Source organism: Mycobacterium sp. IDUB_3 (assembly GCF_055419585.1).
Genome location: NZ_JBVAXZ010000001.1, coordinates 3,121,304 through 3,140,939 on the forward strand (window position 1 = coordinate 3,121,304; position 19,636 = coordinate 3,140,939).

The 19,636-nt window shown below is 63.7% G+C and carries 21 protein-coding genes; 5 read left to right on the plus strand and 16 right to left on the minus strand.

The features are described from left to right. Window positions 1–2 precede the first annotated feature (2 nt). The 6 genes from ACZYVJ_RS14430 to ACZYVJ_RS14455 are packed head-to-tail and all read right to left on the minus strand — an operon-like array spanning window position 3 to window position 6,515. Complete coding sequence (locus tag ACZYVJ_RS14430; RefSeq protein ID WP_463831630.1) at window positions 3–1,118, minus strand: MCE family protein; 1,116 nt, start codon at window positions 1,116–1,118, stop codon at window positions 3–5. Beyond that, a complete protein-coding gene (locus ACZYVJ_RS14435; RefSeq protein WP_463831631.1) occupies window positions 1,115–2,161 on the minus strand; it encodes an MCE family protein in 1,047 nt (348 codons plus the stop codon). Before ACZYVJ_RS14435 ends, ACZYVJ_RS14430 begins: the two co-directional genes overlap by 4 nt. Further along, window positions 2,154–3,233 (minus strand): MCE family protein, encoded by a 1,080-nt coding sequence (locus ACZYVJ_RS14440; protein ID WP_463831632.1) that lies wholly within the window; start codon window positions 3,231–3,233, stop codon window positions 2,154–2,156. Before ACZYVJ_RS14440 ends, ACZYVJ_RS14435 begins: the two co-directional genes overlap by 8 nt. Further along, on the minus strand, window positions 3,230–4,786 hold the full coding sequence (locus ACZYVJ_RS14445; protein WP_463831634.1) for an MlaD family protein: 1,557 nt from the start codon (window positions 4,784–4,786) through the stop codon (window positions 3,230–3,232). The genes ACZYVJ_RS14440 and ACZYVJ_RS14445 overlap by 4 nt, the downstream gene beginning before the upstream one ends. After that, a complete protein-coding gene (locus ACZYVJ_RS14450) occupies window positions 4,787–5,644 on the minus strand; it encodes an MlaE family ABC transporter permease (protein ID WP_463831635.1) in 858 nt (285 codons plus the stop codon). Window position 5,645: 1 nt separating this feature from the next. Continuing rightward, on the minus strand, window positions 5,646–6,515 hold the full coding sequence (locus tag ACZYVJ_RS14455) for an MlaE family ABC transporter permease (RefSeq protein ID WP_463831636.1): 870 nt from the start codon (window positions 6,513–6,515) through the stop codon (window positions 5,646–5,648). 335 nt (window positions 6,516–6,850) lie between these two features. On the opposite strand from ACZYVJ_RS14455, the gene ACZYVJ_RS14460 reads away from it, so the two are divergent. Together ACZYVJ_RS14460 and ACZYVJ_RS14465 are read left to right on the plus strand one after the other, a co-directional pair. After that, on the plus strand, window positions 6,851–7,459 hold the full coding sequence (locus ACZYVJ_RS14460) for a hypothetical protein (protein ID WP_463831637.1): 609 nt from the start codon (window positions 6,851–6,853) through the stop codon (window positions 7,457–7,459). Then, window positions 7,450–8,205, plus strand: coding sequence for an Mce protein (locus tag ACZYVJ_RS14465; RefSeq protein WP_463831638.1), 756 nt, complete (start codon window positions 7,450–7,452; stop codon window positions 8,203–8,205). Before ACZYVJ_RS14460 ends, ACZYVJ_RS14465 begins: the two co-directional genes overlap by 10 nt. A gap of 55 nt (window positions 8,206–8,260) precedes the next feature. On the opposite strand, the gene ACZYVJ_RS14470 is transcribed toward ACZYVJ_RS14465, so the two are convergent. The 4 genes from ACZYVJ_RS14470 to ACZYVJ_RS14485 all read right to left on the minus strand — a co-directional run bounded on the left by ACZYVJ_RS14470 (window position 8,261) and on the right by ACZYVJ_RS14485 (window position 11,093). Beyond that, window positions 8,261–8,824 (minus strand): arsinothricin resistance N-acetyltransferase ArsN1 family B, encoded by a 564-nt coding sequence (locus ACZYVJ_RS14470; protein WP_463831639.1) that lies wholly within the window; start codon window positions 8,822–8,824, stop codon window positions 8,261–8,263. Between the two features lie 42 nt (window positions 8,825–8,866). After that, entirely contained in the window at window positions 8,867–9,304 is a 438-nt protein-coding gene (locus ACZYVJ_RS14475) for an SgcJ/EcaC family oxidoreductase (protein ID WP_463831640.1), read from the minus strand. A 35-nt stretch (window positions 9,305–9,339) separates the two neighbouring features. Next, entirely contained in the window at window positions 9,340–10,014 is a 675-nt protein-coding gene (locus tag ACZYVJ_RS14480) for an esterase (RefSeq protein WP_463831641.1), read from the minus strand. A gap of 158 nt (window positions 10,015–10,172) precedes the next feature. Beyond that, window positions 10,173–11,093, minus strand: a complete 921-nt coding sequence (locus tag ACZYVJ_RS14485) for a DMT family transporter (RefSeq protein ID WP_463832996.1) — start codon at window positions 11,091–11,093, stop codon at window positions 10,173–10,175. A gap of 169 nt (window positions 11,094–11,262) precedes the next feature. On the opposite strand from ACZYVJ_RS14485, the gene ACZYVJ_RS14490 reads away from it, so the two are divergent. Continuing rightward, complete coding sequence (locus ACZYVJ_RS14490) at window positions 11,263–12,114, plus strand: LysR family transcriptional regulator (protein ID WP_463831642.1); 852 nt, start codon at window positions 11,263–11,265, stop codon at window positions 12,112–12,114. A 25-nt stretch (window positions 12,115–12,139) separates the two neighbouring features. On the opposite strand, the gene ACZYVJ_RS14495 is transcribed toward ACZYVJ_RS14490, so the two are convergent. The 4 genes from ACZYVJ_RS14495 to ACZYVJ_RS14510 all read right to left on the minus strand — a co-directional run bounded on the left by ACZYVJ_RS14495 (window position 12,140) and on the right by ACZYVJ_RS14510 (window position 17,029). Next, complete coding sequence (locus ACZYVJ_RS14495; protein WP_463831643.1) at window positions 12,140–12,775, minus strand: TetR/AcrR family transcriptional regulator; 636 nt, start codon at window positions 12,773–12,775, stop codon at window positions 12,140–12,142. Window positions 12,776–12,837: 62 nt separating this feature from the next. Beyond that, window positions 12,838–15,714, minus strand: a complete 2,877-nt coding sequence (locus ACZYVJ_RS14500) for an MMPL/RND family transporter (RefSeq protein ID WP_463831645.1) — start codon at window positions 15,712–15,714, stop codon at window positions 12,838–12,840. Further along, a complete protein-coding gene (locus ACZYVJ_RS14505) occupies window positions 15,711–16,148 on the minus strand; it encodes an MmpS family transport accessory protein (RefSeq protein WP_463831646.1) in 438 nt (145 codons plus the stop codon). The genes ACZYVJ_RS14500 and ACZYVJ_RS14505 overlap by 4 nt, the downstream gene beginning before the upstream one ends. Before the next feature lie 527 nt (window positions 16,149–16,675). After that, a complete protein-coding gene (locus ACZYVJ_RS14510; RefSeq protein WP_463831647.1) occupies window positions 16,676–17,029 on the minus strand; it encodes a UBP-type zinc finger domain-containing protein in 354 nt (117 codons plus the stop codon). A 164-nt stretch (window positions 17,030–17,193) separates the two neighbouring features. On the opposite strand from ACZYVJ_RS14510, the gene ACZYVJ_RS14515 reads away from it, so the two are divergent. Beyond that, on the plus strand, window positions 17,194–17,532 hold the full coding sequence (locus tag ACZYVJ_RS14515) for a nitroreductase/quinone reductase family protein (RefSeq protein WP_463832997.1): 339 nt from the start codon (window positions 17,194–17,196) through the stop codon (window positions 17,530–17,532). 114 nt (window positions 17,533–17,646) lie between these two features. Then, window positions 17,647–18,522, plus strand: a complete 876-nt coding sequence (locus ACZYVJ_RS14520) for an alpha/beta fold hydrolase (RefSeq protein WP_463831648.1) — start codon at window positions 17,647–17,649, stop codon at window positions 18,520–18,522. A 24-nt stretch (window positions 18,523–18,546) separates the two neighbouring features. Here ACZYVJ_RS14520 and ACZYVJ_RS14525 read toward each other — a convergent pair whose 3' ends face one another. Both ACZYVJ_RS14525 and ACZYVJ_RS14530 read right to left on the minus strand, forming a co-directional pair. Continuing rightward, window positions 18,547–19,224 (minus strand): Crp/Fnr family transcriptional regulator, encoded by a 678-nt coding sequence (locus ACZYVJ_RS14525; RefSeq protein WP_463831650.1) that lies wholly within the window; start codon window positions 19,222–19,224, stop codon window positions 18,547–18,549. A 164-nt stretch (window positions 19,225–19,388) separates the two neighbouring features. After that, window positions 19,389–19,520: a hypothetical protein gene (locus ACZYVJ_RS14530; RefSeq protein WP_463831651.1), complete on the minus strand. Its 132-nt coding sequence runs from the start codon at window positions 19,518–19,520 to the stop codon at window positions 19,389–19,391. Window positions 19,521–19,636: the final 116 nt, after the last annotated feature.

Sequence of the window (19,636 nt, forward strand, 5' to 3'; positions counted from 1 at the left end):
CGCTACTGTCCCATCGCCGAGAGACCGTCGAGAATGTAGGTCAGGCCGAAGTCGGGTCCGTAGTCTTGCAGTGTGCCTGTGCTGCAGCCGAGTTGGCGCAAATGCATGAGGTTGCAGAGTTCCTTGGCGGACTGGCTGTCGGTGAGGGCCTTGTCGAGCAGCCCGTGCACACGTATCGCTCCGTTGTTCTGATCGACTGTGTTGTACAGGTTCTCCAGTGTCATGGGGAGTACGTCAAGCATTTCGGACACTCCGCGCTGATCCTCGACGATCGTCTTGGCGACGGTGTCGCCGTTATGCACCGCCTGCTTGAGGTTGTCCCGGTTCTGCTCGAGCAGCGTGGTGATTTCCTCGAGGATTCGGTTGATGGTGCGTCCAGTGGTACCGGCGCCGAACTGCTCGTCGGCAAGCATCTGACTGAGTTGGCGTGTCGTCGAACCGAATTGACGCACCTTGGTGTCGTTACGGGCGGCGGCCTCCGTTATCGAGCTGAGGTCGGTGATGATCGTGGTCAACTGCTCGCGGGTGGTCCCACCACGCTCAGAGCTCAGCCGCAGCGCGTTGGATAGCTGGTCGAGAGCAGACAGGATTTTCTTGCCGTTGCCATCGGTGATGGCTACCGCGGAGTCACTCAGGTCGGCCACGGGGCCCCCGCCCTTTCCGTCCCCCTTCAGCGATTTGGAAACCTTGTCGAGCATGTCGAGCACGCGGTCGAAAGCCACCGGGGTCTTGGTTCGGGTGAGACCGATCGTGTCGTGGTTCTTCAGCACCGGGCCGCTCCGGTAGGGCGGGGTCAGTTCCACCTGCCGGTCGGTGAGGATGGAGGTGGTTATGGTGACCGCGCGGGCGGCCGCCGGGATCTTGACTTTCTTGTCCACGGTCAACTCGGCTTCCACGTAGCTGCCTTTGGACGTGACCTTGCTGACCTTGCCCACCGGCATTCCCAGCACCGCCACCACATTGCCTTCGTAAAGCCCCGCGGCGCTGTCGAATTGCGCGGTTACCGTCATGGTGTCCAAGCGTGACTTCACGTAGTGGCCGGCCAACCCGATGGCGACGGCGGCCAGCGCCGCGACCGCGGCGCCCACGGCGATGAGTTTGCGCGTGCCGGAGGTCATTTGCAGTCCTTGAAATACTGGATCATTTTGAACTCTTTGGCGCGACCGCTGATGGCACACATCCATGAATCGATGGCGAGACCGTTGGGAAGGTTGAACTCGACGACCGGCCCGTAGCCGGTGGCGTTGGTCAGACCCCGCAGCGTCACCGGGGCGACCTGCAGGAGGTTGCGCAGCAAGTCGTCGTGTTGGCCGACCATGTTCGTCAGCTGGTGCAGGTTCGCGAACAGCTCGTCGAGCAGCGGCCGGTTGTTGACAACGATCTTGTCGAGCTGGTCGACAAGATCCGTCAGCCCGGCGAACATGCCGTGGAAGGTGGCCTCGCGGGCCACCAGGTGCCCGAGCAGATCCTGTCCCTGATCCATCAGATGCCCGATGTTGGTCTGCTGACGCCGCAGGGTATTGACCACTCGCTGAGTGCTTTTCAGTAATGTGCCGAGTTGGCCTCGCCGATCGGCGGTGATGGTCGACAGTGTCTGCAGATTCGCGACGGCCTGCGGTATCAGTGGTGGCACGCCGCCAAGTTGCTTGCCCAGCACCGCGAGTGACTGCGCGAACTGGTCGGAATCGACCTGCTCGAATGTGGTGGTGGCGTCTTCGAGTAGTGACTGCAGGTCGTAGGGCACCTCGGTATGGGTCAGGCTTATCGTCTTGGCAGGCAGGGAACCCGAGCCGCCCGGCACCAGCTCGAGATAGCGCGAACCCAGGATGGTCATCACCTTGATCACCGCTCGGGTGTCCTTGCCGAGGAGGACGTTGTCGCGCACGGTCAACCCGGCCTCGACGTGGTCACCATCGAGCTTCATGCTGGTGACGTGTCCGACCTCGATGCCGGCGATGGTGATGGGGTTGCCGGGTCGCAGCGTTGCGGCTTGCAGGAATTCGGCGGTGTAGCGGGTGTAGCCGATACCGAGCAGCTTGATTCCCAACGACACCGCGACGAGCACGGCGACCACCACCAGTCCCGCCAGCCCCAGCCAGGTCCTGTTGTATGACTCCAGCGGGCGACGCCGCGACCACCGGGCCTTGAGAGAGTCAGCCATTCGCCATGTTCCTGCATCGCGGGGTATGCCACCCCATGTTCTTGGTGGTGATCGGATAGGCGTTCCCCGGTGTGGCCGCGTTGACGATGAATGTCGTGATGTCGTTGAGCCCGGGGAAGAAGCCAGTGGCGTTCAGGTCGCACGCGTAGGCATTGCCGTAGGAACCCTCGCTGACCGCTCGCGCGAAACCCTTGAGTAGCAGCGGAAGGTTGTCCCCGGTAAAGGCCAGCTGGGTTTCGATGCCGACCATGTGCTTGCTGAACCCGGGTTCTCGGGTGATGAGGTCGTTCAACGACGGATCCACGTCGTCGGCGATCGCCGAGAGCCGACGGGTCACTCGAGCGATCGAGCCCACCGAGTCCTGCAATGACGCACGGCGGTCGTCGAAATTGGCTACCGCATCACGTGTTTGGTCGAGCGCGTGATCAAGGTCGTCGTTTTGCCGGGCGACGGTGTCGGTGACCTTGGTCAGGCTGCCGATGAGGTCGCCCAGGGATTGATCGCGCGCGGACAACGTTCGGGTGATCGTCGACGTCTGCTCCACCAGCAGCGGGATGGACGCCTGATCACCCTGCAGCGACTGCAGCACGCCCTTGGTCAGGTCGTCCGCGTCCTTGGCATTGAGCAAGGTGAACAGCGGCTCGAAACCGTTGAGCAACTTACCGACATCGAAGGACGGGTCGGTCTGCTGCACCGGTATCACGCTTCCGGCGGGGAGCAGGCCCCGGTTGCCGATTTCGCCCAGTGACAAGCCCAGGTACCGCTGCCCGATGATGTTCTGGTAGGTGACCGACGCGACCGTGTTGCCGTACAAGTGCTGCTCGTTTTCGACGATGAACGAGACCTTCGCCAATTTGCCGGTGAGTTCTACGTTTTCGACGCGGCCAACCCGCACGCCGGCCATCCGGACGTCATCGCCGACGCGCAACCCGTACACGTCGGTGAACATCGCCGCGTAGCCAGTGGTCGGTCCGGCCACGTCTCGCCGCAGGGTGGCATAGACCATCCACGTCACGGCGATGGCGAGCGCCATGAACACCGACAGACCGATCAGCGGACCCCGCACTTTCATTTCGGCCCACCCGCAGGTTGCTGAAGGGGCTTCAGCGAGACCGCCGTGCCGCGTGCCACCGGCCCGAGCAACAGCTGCGTCGCCACCGACGCCGACCGTCCCTGGCCGGTGATCCAACCCAGCTGGTCGCGCTCGTGTTGACTGCCAACCGGACCGACGTTGCCGCCGTACCCCGATGGTGCGACCGCACCGGGCGGTCCGCTTGGTGCCGGCGGCGGACCCGCAGGGGGTGGCGCGTCGTCGGGATCGGCGGTTCCCGGGACTCGGGGAGCCGGGCCGGTCGGCCACGGCCACCACGGCAACGGTGGATTGGGATCTTGCAGGCTCGGGTTGGGGTTGTACAGCGGCGGCCCGACGGGAACGAGGTTGTTGTCGGGCCCTATCTGGGTTCCCGCAGGCGGCGCCAAATCCGCGGGCGGGTGGTAGTTCTGCGGCAGCAGAACCTCGGGCAGGTCGGGGCGCACCGCGATCGTCGGGGCGGTATAGCAACTCGGTCCGAGTAGCTGGCCGTAACGCGGGCAGTCGGCACGCGTGTAGGTGTAGGTCGGCGTCAGTGCCAGATTGACCCGCATGTTTCCCGTGTCGAGTTCGGGATCCCATACCTCTTCGAAGAACTTGTCGGACAACCGGTTCAACCTGGTGAAGATGGGCACGAACTTGTCGCTGTGCAGCGCGAACACGCCCAGCACGGGCGTAAGGTTCTGCGTCATCTCGATCAGCTGATCGGTGTGGTTGTCGAACGCTTGGCGGCTCACCCCGAAAGTGTGGTGCGAACCGGTGACGAGAGACCGGAACTGCTCGCGCTTTTCGGCCAGGGTCTGCATCGGTTTGACCGCGTCATGCAGGACGTCGACAAGGTCGGGCGCTGTGGACTGCAGGCCCCGGGTGGCATCCAGCAGCGCGGACACTGTGGACGGCCCGGGGTCGGTGGTAACGATGCCGTTGAGCTCATCGAGCACCCGCGTCATCTGCGCACCGGCGGCGAGCAGCGCGCCGCGCCGGTTATCGGTGGCGGTCGCGACCGCGGCCAGTATTCCGACGCTGTGGTCTTCGCGGCCCCGGCCGGTCGCGGCGAGGATGTCCCGCAGCTTGCTGATCGTGGTCTGGAAGATCACCGTCGAGAGCTGCGAGTCTTCAGGAATGCGTGCCCCGCTGCGGATGCTCGAACTCGGACGTCCGTCGACGAGTTGCACCGATGAGACCGCGAACACGTTACTGGGCACCACCCGCGCGGTTACCGCACCCGGAATCTCCTTGGCGTACTCGGGTTTGAGGTTGATGTGCACGTAGTTGGGTTTGCCGTAGGCCGCCGGGATGACGTTGTCGACGGTGCCGACGAGCAGCCCGTGATACTTCACATCGGAGCGGGCTGGCAATCCGTCGCCCACGTTCGTCAGCTCGGCGACCACGCGGATGTAGTCGTTGAGCCGGCCGGTGGACTTCAGCAGCAGGCTGCCCGTGACCAGTCCCGCTATCAGCAGCACCGCGACGCCCATGGCGAGCAGCTGGTGGTCGGAAGGGCCCCGCCCGTCGAAGTCCAATGAATTCGGCATTCAGCCACCGAATCTCGCGCCGGCGTCGATGCTCCACAGCGCCATCGTGAGCAGCATGTTGACCATGATCACCACGGTGATGCTCGCCCGCATCGCATGCCCGGCGGCTACCCCGACGCCCTCGGGGCCGCCGGAGGCATAGAAGCCGTAGTAGCACTGCACGGTGGACGAAAGCCAGACGAAGACAACACACTTGACCACCGAGTAGGCAATATCCTTGGCGCTCAGCATCATCGTGAAGTAGTGCAGGTAGGGCCCGACGGACCCGCCACTGATCACCTCGGCGACAACCTGACACGTCAGATAGGTCACGGCCAGGCAGGCGATGTAGAGCGGGATCACGGCGATGACGGAGGCCATGAGCCGCGTCGTGACCAGGTACGGAATGGGGCGGATGGCCAACGATTCCAGCGCATCGATCTCTTCGGCGATACGCATGGCACCCAGCTGCGCGGTGAACCTGCACCCGGCCTGCATCGCGAAAGCCAGCGACGCCATGATCGGCGCCAGCTCACGAGTGTTGACCAGCGAGGAGATGATGCCGGTGGCCGGGCCCAGGCCGAGGAGATTGAGGAAGTTATAACCCTCCACGGCGACCAGTGCGCCCGCGGTGAATCCGAGCACCACCGCGACGCCCGCCGTGCCGCCGCCGACGACGATCGAGCCATTACCCCACGCGATATTCGACAGCAATCGCAGGAATTCCGTGCGGTATTGGCGCAGCACGGAGGGGACGGCGAGCACGGCCCGCACGAAGAACAGCAGCATGTGTCCCAACCGCATGGTCGGAGCGGCCGCCGCCCGATAGGCGCCGACGATCGGGCGGGCCAGCGTGGGGACGTAGGTGGATGCCGTCATGTCACAGCCCCGTCCTGGGGTACAGCGCGTTATACAGTTCGCTGATCCCGACATTGACGACCATCAACACCAGGATCGATTCCACCACCGCGGCGTTCACCGAGTTCGCGACTCCCGCCGGGCCGCCCTTGGTGAATAGCCCTTTCTGGCACGCGATTACCGCCACGATCGCGCCATAGATCACGGCTTTGAGCAGCGCGACGACCATGTCCTCCGTGGTGGCGAACGACGAGAACGTCGCCACGAAACTTCCCGGCGCGCCGCGCTGGAAATAGACGTTGAAGAGGTAGCTGGCCAAAAACCCCACGAAGCAGGTGATTCCGGTCAGGGCGACACCGACCATGATGGCCGCGGCGAAGCGGGGCACCACCAAGCGACGAATCACCGAGACTCCCATGACCTCCATGGCGTCAGTCTCCTCGCGCATGGTGCGGGAACCGAGGTCGGCGGTGATGGCCGAGCCGACGGCGGATGCCATGAGCACCGCGGCCACCAGCGACGCGGCCTGCCGGATCACCGCGAGTCCACTGGCCGCCCCGGCGAGTGAAGTGGCGCCGACTTGGTTGGCCAGCAGGGCGAACTGGATGGAAAGGGTCACCCCGATCGGCAGCGCCACCAACACCGTCGGCAGCACCGCCGTGGCGGCCATGAACGCGCCCTGGCGGATGAACTCCGCCCATTGGAACCGCCCGGTGAACAGGTCGACCATGCAGTACTCGATGGTGCGTATCGCGAGGATGTACTGCTCACCGAGGGTGTTGAGTGACGCCAGGGGGTGCCGCACGACGTATCCCGTGGACCACTCTTGGATAGTGGCCACACTGTCGGGCGCTCGGTCGCCGTTGAGCGAGCGGTCGTTCCGGGCGGTCATCGCCGGATGCGACCCAAGGTAACCACGCGCAGGTACCGATGTTTCTCGGTGAACGTTCGTTGTGCCCCCACGGGCGGCTATGTTAACCGCTGCTCAGCTTCTGCGGAAGGTCCTGGTGAACAAACTGGGCCGCACCACTGGCCGCAAGGGCGCTTATGCACGCGAGATGACTGGTGGTCATTACACTGTTTACCTGGTAGCAGCTACTTGACGCGTTGCCGACTTCGCGAGAAGATCGCCTATTGAGGCTCTGATGTTAATGACTATTTCGGCGGCGAGATTGACGGTTCGGTATTCGGTGGCGGCGGGATACCGTACTTCTCGGGGAAGATCGGATGAATCTGACGAGGTTGCGACGGGCAGGTAGCGGTGTCGTGGGAGCCGGACCGGCACTCGCGGCCGCCATCGTGCTCGCCGGCCAGGCCGCCGCCGATCCGGGTCAGCCCCCGCCACCGTTGCCGGTGTTCACGCCGGCGCCCAGCGATTGGTCACCGAACTTCGACATCTGGCCCTACAACACATTCACGGCACGCGTGACGCCGGAGATGATCGGCGGAATGTCGGACTCCTGCCAATGGTTCAAATCGCAATTCGATCCGCTGATGGGCCAGATCAACGACTTCAACCGGTACCTCGGTGACCAGCATGACGACTACTCGGTCGGTGGCGTGGGGGGGAATGCTCGCGCCGTGGTCGCCAACATCGACCAGTCGACGGCCTTTCTGGCACCTCGGGTGAAGCCACTGATCATCACCAATCAACCCGACAACTTCGGGCCGTATTCGCCGGTGTACGGCGGTGAATCGATGACCCACTTGGCATTTCAGCTATCGCGGATCAGCGACAGCATCAAGAGAAAGGATCCGTCAGGAGTCACCCACGCGAACATCCTCTCAGCCACCGGCTGGGCGAACGCGCTTCGTGACTCCGGCGCATGCAACTGATGAACTCTCGCCCATCGCTACGCACAGTCGGCAACCCAGGAACATGGTTGGTGAATCGCTTCCGCGTCGCCGCGGAAGGTATCGGAGATGAACTGCCGCGCCCACCAGCACCCGAGACGGCAGAAACCGATGGGGCCGAGGACGATACGGCGCCGGATGACGCTGCGCCCGAGACCGACCGCGACGCCACAGACACAGCCGAGCCCGACGAGGTGCCGGACGAGGGCGAGGACGTCACCGACGATGTGCTCCCCGATGGCCGAAAGGGGCGCCGCAGCAACGTCGCTCGCTGGGCGGCGGCCGGAGTGCTTGCCGCGGTGCTCGCGGGTGCGGGCTATGAGGGCTGGCTGGTGTTTCAACATCACCAGAAGGACGTTGCCGCAGCGCAGGCACTCGATGCCGCAAAGAAGTACATCATCACGTTGACCAGTGTGGACACCAATGCGATCGATAAGAACTTCACCGATGTCCTCGACGGCTCCACCGGTGAGTTCAAGGACATGTACACCAAATCCAGTGCCCAGCTGCGTCAGACGCTCATCGACAACAAGGCAGCGGCGCATGGCAGTGTGATCGACGCCGCCGTCCAGTCGGCCACCGAAGACAAGGTGGACGTCGTGCTGTTCGTCGATCAGTCGGTGAGCAATGGGGCCGCGCCCGCGCCGCAGCTGGACCGCAGCCGAGTCAAGATGACCATGGAAAAGGTGGACGGCCGCTGGCTGGCCAGCAAGGTTGAGCTGCCGTAGAACCGTTGCGTCACAGGCGGTGCGATCAGGACCGCGAGGCCCTCACCCCGGGCGGCTATCGGGTGTATGCCGCGAGCGCGGCGTCGAGGGACTGATCGGATAGCCGGGACCAGGGCAGCGGCTCGGGCGGAGCCGGGGGCGGATCGACCAACCGGCGATGCCACCAGCCGACATCCCACCACGTTTCGTGCTTGAAGCCCACGCCGTAAAAGACGCCAACCGGTGTGAAACCCAACGCTTCGTGCAGCCCTACGCTGCCGGGATTGGGTAGCGCGATACCCGCGTAGGCGTTGATGTAGCCCTGCGCGACAAGCACATTGAACAGCGCGGTGTAGAGCCGGCGGCCATGCCCTTGGCGGTGCATCGATTCGTCCAGGTACAGCGACACATCGGCAGACCAGCGGTAGGCCTCGCGCGCCCGGTGCGGGCTCGCATAGGCAAACCCCTTGACGCACTCGTCATCGGCGACAACCAGCCAGGGCAAATACGCGAGCGTTGTGGTGATCCTGGACCGCATCTCTTCGGCATCGGGGGGCGTCGTCTCGAAGGAAATCGCGGTATCGCGCACATAGGGCAGATAGATTTCGGCCACCGCTCCGGCATCCTCCGGTGTCGCCATTCGCACCCTCATGACCACACAACGCTAGTCGGACGGCGATGATCAGGAAAACAATTTATCCATGAGTGCTTCAGCGAGCCGTCGGTGGGTGGTGTTCTGGGAGGCGGCGAGCTGCCAACGGCCGTTCGTGCGCACGGCGACACTGGTGTTCACGCGAGCGCTGCGCCGGTTACGCCGTCGCGGCCCTTTGATCACCGACGCGTTCGCGTGGACCAGCGCGACATCGGGGGCCAGAAATCGGACCTCGGTGATGTCAATCAGCAGCCGTGTTCCCTTGAGGAGCCTTCGGAACAGCGGAACATACGATGACGCGATCGCGTCGCGCCCCGTGTAATGGCTGCCCAGAAAGGTGATGTAGTGGGCGTCGCCGGTGAACACGGCGGCGTAGGCCGCTGGATCGCCTGCGGCCCAGCCTTTTACCTGCTGATCGATGAGCGCACGAATGGCTTGTTCGTCGGCTCGCCGGTCGCCGCTTGTCATCATGCCTCCCGCAGTCGCATCACTATAGCGGCCGGTTAGGCGATGTCGGGACTGATCATCGAGGCGATCGTGCTGCGCGGCACCGATACTTGGGTGGCCTCCATCGCCGGCTGCAGTGCGTTTTGGTCGAAGAAGAACACGATCGCGTCATTGGTGATCGCGAAACTCTGATAGTTCGCCGGCTGGAGCCCGGTGGCCGGCGGGATCGACACGGCCGCCCGATAGCGGTCGGCCAGGGTCTTCTGCACGATAGGCAAGATGGCCTGCAGCGGTTGGGTTCCCGGCTGGAATAAGGAATCGAAGTTGATCGGCTGCTGATTGGCCAGGTTGTAGCTGAAGGACTTGTACCAGACCAATGGGTGAGCGGCGCCGAGGTTCTGATAGATCTCGGTGACCACCGATCGGGTGCCCGTCGCTTGGGGGCCGGAGCTGTATCGCGTGCCGGTAACCTTCAGTGCGGTCGGCGATTTCAACGCATTCAACGGCCCGCGGGCGTTGCCGAAATCATCGTCGACCTTGGTCAGATAACCGATCATCGCCTGCTCATCGGGGTAGTTGGCCGGAAAGACCATGCTGATGTCCGAAAATGGGCCCGAGGCATCGAAGTGGCACATTTGATTCGCATCGACGCTCGCCGGATTGCACAATTGCGCGTCCGCGCGGGCCACCGCGGGGCTGATGAACGCGGCCGCCGTCGTAAGGACCGCCACCGCTACCCACCGTGAGCCGATACGCCGCCCGCTGTCCGAGTTCACCACGCCTCCGTTGACTATTCCGCAGGGTGCATTGTCACAGATCGGCTGCGGCGGATGAGCGGACGGTGGACAAGCCTATCGGAGGGGCCTCCACGCCGGCGACGGTCGGGATCTCATCGCGGTGCGCCCTGCAGTTCGACCAGCGGCAGCGTGGCGGCGGGCGCGCTCGCCCTCGCTCGGCGCCGGCCGGATGCACGGGTATTGATCCAGCATGCGAGTCCGCCCAACACCAGACCGACCGCAATGCCTTCGTCTGGACGCTGGCCCAGGATGATCCACGACAGCACTCCCGCCACCGCGGGGATAACGGCGAACAGCATCGCCACCGCCGTCGCGCCGTGGGTGTTGATTGCCCGCACATAGAGGCTCACCGCCAGCGTGGCATTCAACAACACCATCCCGCTGACCGCGATCATCGCCTTGACGCCATCGTGCACCGCGAACGGCGTGACTATCGCGAGTGCCGCCGCGGGTATCAACCCCACGGCATTCTGCATGGCACTCATCACCCGGAAGTCGACACCGGTGCAGAATCGCTGTTGATAGACACCGCCTGCCGAAAGGCCAAGCAGCCCAACGACAAGCAACACGATTACCGGGTCGGCGCCACGGGCGCTCATCAGCCTGTGCGAGCAGGCGGCCAGCACCGCGACGACGCCGAACACCAGCGCAACCACGCGCAACGGACCGAGCGGTTCCCGAAGGAACATCGCCGCCAGGATGGCGGTGGCCACCGGATTCATTGCGATCACGACCGCGCACAGCACCGCGGGCGCTCCGAGCTGAACGGCCTCGTACAGGCAGCAGAACTGCACGCCCTGGATCAGCAGGCCGGTCACCAGAACGTGGCCGAACTGCGCTCCCCGCGGCCAGCGGGCCTTGGCCAGCAGCGACCAGATCGCCAGAATCATTGCGGCCAAACTGAACCGCAGCACCAGGGCGGCCATCGGCGTCATTGCCGTTACCGCCAGCGTGCCAATGGGATATCCGAGCGCATAGAAGAACGTCACCGCCATGGCGGTGGTCGCAGGCATGCGCGGCAAAGACATGCCACCCATGCTGTCGTGATCGATCGACGCAGTCCAACGATTATTGACGATCACGAATGATCGCGCCATCTTATCGGATTAGTTACCAGTAACGGTGATCCGAGCGGCGACGTCGATGATTGATTAGTCGCACTGATCGGATTACAGTGCGGCTATGGCCCAGGTGCTCGATATCGCGCCGCTGCGCAGCCTTGTCGCCATCGCCGACTGCGGCGGCTTCCACCGTGCCGCCGCTGCCCTGCACCTGAGCCAATCCGCGGTCAGCCAGCATCTGCGCCGGATCGAAGCCGTGGTCGGCGAACCGATAGTGCGACGCTCGGGACGCGGGGTCGTCTTCACCGAGGTCGGCCAGAAGGCACTGCGGCATGCCCGCACGATATTGGCCGCACACGACACCGCGCTCGACGACCTGGGCGCGACCGAACACAAGGTCCTGACCATCGGCGCCACCGAACACGGCGCCGATGTGATGCTGGCCGGCTTGTCCCGGGTGTTGCGTGAGCGACTCCCCGACCTGCGGGTGCGTTTCCGGCTCGACCGCAACGTGTCGCTGGCCGACTCGATCGATCGCGGTTTGGTCGATCTGGCCATCATGCTGGACGGGTCGGGTCTGGATCGCGCCAACGCGTCGGGATTGGTCCAGCTGCAATGGGTTTCAGCGCGCACACTGACGTTCTCACCACGAGAGCCGCTGCCGCTGGTGATTTTCGCCGAGCCGTGCACATTGCGCGAGCCGGCCTTCGCGATTCTGGAAAGCCAACACATCGAGTACGAGATTGCCGCCGAGTGCGGCGATTTGTCCGGCCTCTACGCGGCGGTGCGATCGGGACTCGGCGTGGCACTGTTGCCGATGATCGGCAAGTTCCCCGACGGGCTCAGCCCGGCCGAAGGACTGCCGTCCGCCAATAGCGCCTCGATACTGGTCCGCGGTCGCACCGGCGTCGACCCCGACCTGCTGGGCACTGTCGACAGCGCGGTACGCGACTTACTAGCCGCCGCAACCTGATCCGGCAGTCCGGCGTCGAACCGCTTCATCGCTTCCTGACGTCGCGCCCGCCGTCTGGGGCCTGCACCGCGGGAAGAACCAGCGTATCTATCACCTGCCGGACGAAATTCGCGTCGACGCTCTGTCCGCTGATAACGCGTAATAGACCCATTGCGGTCAGGACGTCGGCGATCAATGACCAGTCGCGGGTAGCGGAGATTTCGCCGCGGTCTGCGGCTCGACCCAACACGGCCGACAGCACGCGTCTGCCCTTGAACAGGATCAGGTCATTGAGCGCGGTGGCGAGTTCGGGATCGTGCGCAGCCTCCAAGGCGACACGCAGCACAAGGTCGTTGGTGATCAGGGCGTTGTCATTGCGCTTGGCGCGCTTGACGACGGCGTCGAGGTCGCCTACCAGACTGCCGGTGTCAGGGGCGTCGTCCCTGAGCAAATCGGGCCGCCAGTAGACGAGAGCGTCGGTCATCAGGGCGGCTTTTGATGACCACCGCCGATAGATTGCAGCCTTTCCGACGCCGGCCTGTGCCGCTATGTCGTTCATGTTCGCCGCGTCATACCCGTACTCGGCCAGAGCCGCCAACGCGGCGTCAAGGATCGCGGGATCGCGGGATCGGTCCAGCCGCCCTTCGGTGCGCTGGCGAAGTTTCGATTCGGGTTCTGCCATGGGTCCAGGCCTGTCCACTAACAACGTCGTTGTCGACAGCTTGGCAGACGGGCCGATGCGTTTCACCTTGCCGTCAGTTGTGGGATCGGTGCGGTGTGCACATCGTCGTCCCGATCTTGTCGATTTTTCTGCCTGGTCATGCGGATGGTGTTGATCGGCCACCAGAACCAGTGCCCAAGTGCGGCGGCGATCGAGGGTGTCATGAAGGAGCGCACGATCAGGGTGTCAACGAGCAGGCCCAAACCGATCGTGGTGCCGAGTTGTCCGATCACCCGCAGCTCGCTGACGATCATCGAGGCCATGGTGAAGGCGAACACCAGCCCGGCGGCGGTGACGACCCGGCCGGAGGCACCCATGCCGCGGATGATGCCGGTGTTGAGCCCGGCGGGAATTTCCTCCTTGAGTCGGGAGACCAGCAGCAGGTTGTAGTCCGATCCCACGGCCAGCAGGATGACGACCGACAGCGGCAGCACGATCCATTGCACGCCAAGCCCGATGAGGTCTTGCCACAACAGGACGGAGAGGCCGCAGGCGGTGCCCAGCGACGCGGCCACCGTGCCGACGATGACCAATGCGGCGACCACGCTGCGGGTGATGATCAACATGATTCCGAAGATCAAGATCAGGCAGGAGATGCCGGCGACCAGCAGGTCGATGATGACGCCTTCCTGCATGTCGCTGTACATCGAGGCGGTCCCGGCCAGGTACACCTTCGAGCTCTCCAGCGGAGTTCCCTTGATGGCGTCGGCGACCGCGTCCTTGACGCCGGCGACGTGCTTGATTCCCTCCACCGAAGCGGGGTCACCCTGGTGAGTGATGATGAACCGCACTGCGGTGCCGTCGGGCGACACGAACATCTTCAGTCCGCGTTTGAAGTCGGGGTTCTTGAAGACTTCCGGCGGCAGGTAGAACGAGTCGTCGTTCTTGGCTTCGTCGAAGTACTGCCCCATGAGGGTTGAGCCCTCGGCTCCCTCCTGCTGGTGGGCCTGGATGCCGGCCATAGTGCTGTGGGTCGACAGCATGAAGTTGCGCATCGTCTTCATCGAGTCGATGGTCTTCGGGAAGTCGGCCAGTAGCTGCGGCATCAGGCGGTCCAAATGGTCGAGATCGACTGTGAGCCCGGATATTTGGTCAGAGAGCTCGTCGATGCCGTCGAGCGCATCGAAAAGGGAACGCAGCGACCAGCAGACCGGGATGTCGAAGCAGTGCTTTTCCCAATAGAAGTAGCTTCTGATGGGTCGGAAGAAATCATCGAAGTCGGCGATATGGTCTCGCAGTTCGTTCGTGGTGTCGACCATCTCGTGCGTCCTGCCGACCATGCTGTGCGTGGTCGCCGTAAGCTTTTTCATCACGCCGTACATGTGTTCCATGACGGCGATCGTTTTGTCCAATTCGTCTGCTTGCTCGAGCATGTTGGCCATCGTGTCGTTCATGAACTTGGCGGTTTGCAGCGTGCCCGAGTTTTGCATCGCGATCTGGAACGGAATGGAGCTGTGCTCGATCGGCGCACCCAAGGGCCTGGTGATCGTCTGGACTCGCTCGATACCGCGAAGATGGAAGACACTCTTGGCGATTCGGTCGATAACGAGCATGTCCGCTGGGTCACGTAGATCATGATCGGCCTCGACCATCAGCAGCTCCGGGTTCATCCGCGCTTGCGAGAAGTGCCGCTCGGCCGCTGTCATCGCGGCATTCGCGGGCATATCGCTGGGGGTGAACTTCTGGTCGTCGTAGTTCGGCACGTAGGTCAGCAGGCTGATAAATCCGATCACCGCGATAGCGGCGGTGACGACGATGATCGGCTTGGGCCAGCGCACCACCGCGGTACCCACTTTGCGCCAGCCACGCTCGTCGACCGCGCGTTTGGGATCGAACAAACCGAAGTGTGACCCGACCGCGAGCACCGCCGGCGCGAGCGTCAGTGCGGCGAAGACGATCACCAGCAGCGCAATGGCACAAGGCAATCCCATGGTCTGGAAGTACGGCAACCGGCATGCCGTCAGACACAGACAGGCACCCGCGATGGTCAGACCCGAGCCCAGGATGACATGCGAAACACCGTGATAGGCCGTGTAGAACGCCTCCTCGCGGTTCTGGCCGATCGATCGTGCCTCGTGATAGCGGCCGAGCAGGAAGATGACATAGTCGGTTCCCGCGGCGATGCTGAGCATGGTGATCATGCTGACCGCGTACGGGGTCAGGCCGATAATGTTCAGATTGCCCGCCGTGGCCGCAACGCCCTGCGCCGCAAAGAGTTCGATGCCGATGACCACCAGGCACAGGATGGTCGTGACGATCGACCGATAGACCAGCAGCAGCATGATGAAGATGACGCCGATGGAAACCAGCGCCATCGTCGCCATGCTCTTGTGACCGACGATGCTGGTATCGGCGTTGAGCACGGTGGTGCCTGCCACATGGGCCTGGACGCCCGGTGGCGCGGGCGTTTCGCTGACGATCTTGCGCACGGCGGCGACCGACTCGTGGCTGGGAGTCGTACCTTGCGCACCATTGAGGAAGACCTGCACATAGGCCGCCTTGCCATCCGGGCTTTGCGACCCGGCAGCGGTTAGTGGGTCGCCCCAGAAGTCCTGGACATTCTGCACATGCGCGTGATCGTCCTTCAATTTGCTGACGATGCGGTTGTAGAAGTCATGCGCGCTGTCGCCGAGTTTGTCCTGTCCTTCCAGGACCACCATCGCCGTCGAGTCCGTGTGGAATTCGTTGAACTTGTCGCCGATGTGCATCATCGATTTGAACGCCGGCGCATCCCGCGGAGTCATCGGCACCGAATGCTGCTCCGCAACGGCGTCAAGAGATGGGGACAAGACACCCAAAGCGACCGCGATGAACAGCCACGCCAGCGTGATCGGCAGCGAGAGGACCCGGATGAGGCGAGGAATGATCGGGCGTCGGGTCTGTAGATGCGCTGTGCTCATACGGATTTCACCAAGCAGTAGATGAACGGTTGGTAGTCATTGGTATTGCGGTCGTCGCGCACCTGGTCATCGACGATCACGCGACACCGCAGGGCGTGCACGTCTGTGCTGGCCTGCGCGACGATATTGGCCGACATCGACGGCAGCGTGGTCACGATTGTGAACGACCATGGCAAAGGCGCAGCTTCGACGAGGTGCGGCTGACCATTTTCGTCGAGGTAATTGGCGTTCACCGTGCCGCTCGGAGCACCCGTTATCTCATACGTGATGTGCTTGGGGTGGAACGGTTTCGTATTGTCGCCACCGCCTTCGCCGCTCGTAACGCCGCCGTGCGTGCCGAACGTATCCCGGATGCGCACAACTGCGTACGCGCCCACCGAAATCACCACAACAAGAAGCAGGGGCATCCATGCTTTTCGCGCAATGCCGAGCATCCGCTGCCTCCCTTTCACTCTTCGCGCCACCGAGGAAGCGCGCAGCGGGGCACCATCGCCAACGCCACTCGCCAACCCGGCAGTCAGACGGAACCCGAGTTCCGTGGACTGGCCCGCGGGGAACTGTACAGCATGGCTCGGTAGATTTCTCACCGGAGGCGGGGCGCGAGGTGCCTCACATTCGCGCACCCACCGGCAAGACTTACGGTCTGGACCAGTGCCACGATGACGTCGCTGCTGTGTTCTTCCACCAGGAACCGTTGGGCCGCAACGCTTTGCATCCACGGGCCCGCATTGGAGGCCAGCCGCGCGATGAACCGGCCTTGGTACCCCTTGCGAAGGGGTACCCACGCCGACGGCTGCCCGGCATTGGCACGTTCCCGGTCTGGATCACCATAGAATCGGCTGCGGGCGACCACGGTGCCGATCGATCTGAGGCATCAGAGCATGCCTTTCGCGTGGTACCGGATTAGCAGCTTGAATCAGGACCACGCACTCGCCATGCGAAGAATTACGGGACCGGCGCGTCAGCCGTCGCGATGCCGGAGCAGCTCGAACCAGTTATGTGGCACCCGCCCGCGCGGCCCGGGGACCGACTGGTCCTCGGGACGGCACTCCGGTGGCGCCAGCTCCGGGCCGTCGTAATAGTCGTTGGCCTCGTAGTTCCAGAACCAGTCCTCGCCTGGCTCGAACGACCGGATGATCGGATGCCCGGTCTGCCGCCAATGCTTGGTTGCATGACGAGACAGCGAGTCGTCGCAGCAACCGATGTGCCCGCAAGCGGCGCAGCGCCGCAAGTGCACCCACCAACCACCGACCTCATCGCACTCGACGCAGCCCATGCCGCTGGGCGGCACCGAAGGGTCGACAGGAGCAGTCATCAGCGCCCCCTTCCTCGTTTATGGCAACCGCTGGAGCATCTGCGCGGGGATGCTACCTCTATGTGCAGCAGGGCGGCATCACGTCGAATTCGAACGGTCGACTACTCGCGGGAATTTGCTGCGATACTTCTAACGTGAGTCCCAACAACCTCGGCCGCCTCCTGATGCGAGCCGCGCCTGTTTTCAATGCGCCGATCGCCGCGCTGGCCAACTCGCGCCGCCTCGGCCGGCTGATCAATCGCAACATCACGATGCTGACCTACACGGGTCGACGCTCGGGACGCACGTACAGCATCCCGGTGGCCTACCGCCGTTCCGGTGGTGACATCGTCATCAGCGTCAACATGCCCGACGCGAAGACGTGGTGGCGAAACTTCCTCGAGGCCGGCGGGCCCCTGACGTTGCGGCTTGACGAGACCGAGCGCGCCGGGCACGCCGTCGCCAGGCGGGACGAAAAGGGAGCGGTCACCGTTACGGTGCACCTGACCGAAGCCGATTCGTGAATTCCACACTTCCCGTACAGACATCCCGCTATCAGCCGCGTCGAGCGGAAGCTGTATCAGCACAAAGCGTTTGAATCCACGGAGGTCGGACAACTGTTTTCCCGCTCGCGCCAGATGCCTGTTACACCATCCTGGTTCACCACAGCGCTCGATCAAAAACCGGATCATTGTGACGTCGACGTCGACGGTTGCCGCGTACATCTGCGCGTCTGGGGCGCGGCTGACCAACCTCCGGTGGTGCTCGTCCATGGTGGCGGAGCGCATTCAGGGTGGTGGGATCACGTCGCGCCGTTCTTTTCCCGCACCCATCGGGTGATCGCGCTGGATCTGTCCGGGCACGGCGACAGCGAAGCACGTGGCAGTTACGACCTGCGCACCTGGGCAAGCGAAGTGATGGCGGTGGCGGCGGCCGCCGGGCCCGCCGGACGGCCGACGATCATCGGCCATAGTATGGGCGGGTGGGTCGTGTCCACGGCGGCGATGCACCACAGCCAGCAGATCAACAGCATGCTGGTGATCGACTCGCCGTTGTGGGAGCGTGCGCCGGAGGAAGGGCGGCTGCGTAGGCGCGAACACAACCACTACCGGACGAAAGATGAGATCCTGGACCGCTTTACGGCCGTGCCCTCGCAGGAATTGATCCTGCCCTACGTCCGAGAGCACATCGCGGGCGAGTCGGTGCGCAGAACCGGCGAAGGATGGATTTGGAAGTTCGACCCGGTGATCTTCGGCAGCGAGTTTCTCGAGCCAACACCCGCCGACGAGGAGTCGCTGGAGACGATGCTGGCCGCGATGCGTTGTCGCGTCGGGTATTTGCGCTGCGAAGCCGGATTGGTACCGCCTGAGATGGCCGAACGGATCCGTTCCCTGCTTCAGCTGCGTGGCCCCTTCGTGGAGTTGGCCCTGGCCGGCCACCATCCCATGCTGGACCAACCGCTCCCCCTGGTGGCGACGTTGCGGACCCTCTTGGAGTTCTGGTCGATCACCTAACGCGTGAACTTGGCTATGCGGGGGTTAAGCCCTTGCGCGGCGGGCTAACTTCGCGGGCTGGTCGATGATGAGGGCCTTGCCCTGCTGCCGGATCCATCCGCGTTGGGCGAAGTCCGATAGCGCCTTATTCACCGTTTCACGTGAGGATCCCACGAGTTGCGCGAGTTCCTTCTGTGTGAGGTGGTGCTCGACCAGCACCGAGCCCCCGTTGCTGGTGCCGAATCGCATTGCCAGGTCGAGGATTTGCTTGGCCACCCGAGCGGGGACGTCGGTGAAGATCAGGTCGCACAGGGTGTTGTTGGTGTGCCGAAGTCGGCGTGCCAACACCCGCAACAGCTGCTCGGCGATTTCGGGGCGTTCGACCATCCAGGTGCGCAACGCGAGGCGGTCCATCCGCACGGCTTCCACCTCGGTCAGGGTGATCACCGTCGAGGTTCTCGGGCCGGGGTCGAACAGCGCAAGCTCGCCGAACACGTCCCCGGGGCCCAGCACCGCGAAGACGGTTTCGCGGCCGTCGGTCGTCTGATGGCGGATCTTCACCGAGCCCGACAGGATTACGTAGAGGTCGTCACCGAGCTCGCCTTCGATGAACACGGTGCGCCTGCGCGGGAACGAAACGTGCTGCAGGTGGCGAGCCAACGCATCCACCGCATCGGGAGCGATCCCCTGGAAGATGCCGGCTCGCGCCAAAACCTCGTTCACGCCGCCCCTTTCAACGCGTTTCGCACGGCGTCGCGCGCGCTAGGCGCTGCTCCGATCTGGGGGCGTCTTGGCTCGCGGTCCAGACTTTACACTAGGGCGCAGTTCCGTAACGTAGCAGGTCGCGCCTGCCTCTCCAGCGTGGAATAACGGCCCTGTTGAGCGGCTCAGGCGGCCGGCGTGGTCACCGTCGAGGCGATGGTCACCTCGGAGTACAGGTTACCGCAGGCATCGCAATGCACCTGATACTCGAGCTTGTCGTCACCGCGCTCCAGAAACCGGTACTGGGCCCACGCCATGCAGCGCGGGCACCTTGCACGACCATGCTCGATTGCCATTCGCAACCCCTTAACTCGCCACAGACATACTGGAAGTACCCAGTGCCGAGCCGGGCTAACCATCGGGGCGTCTGGCG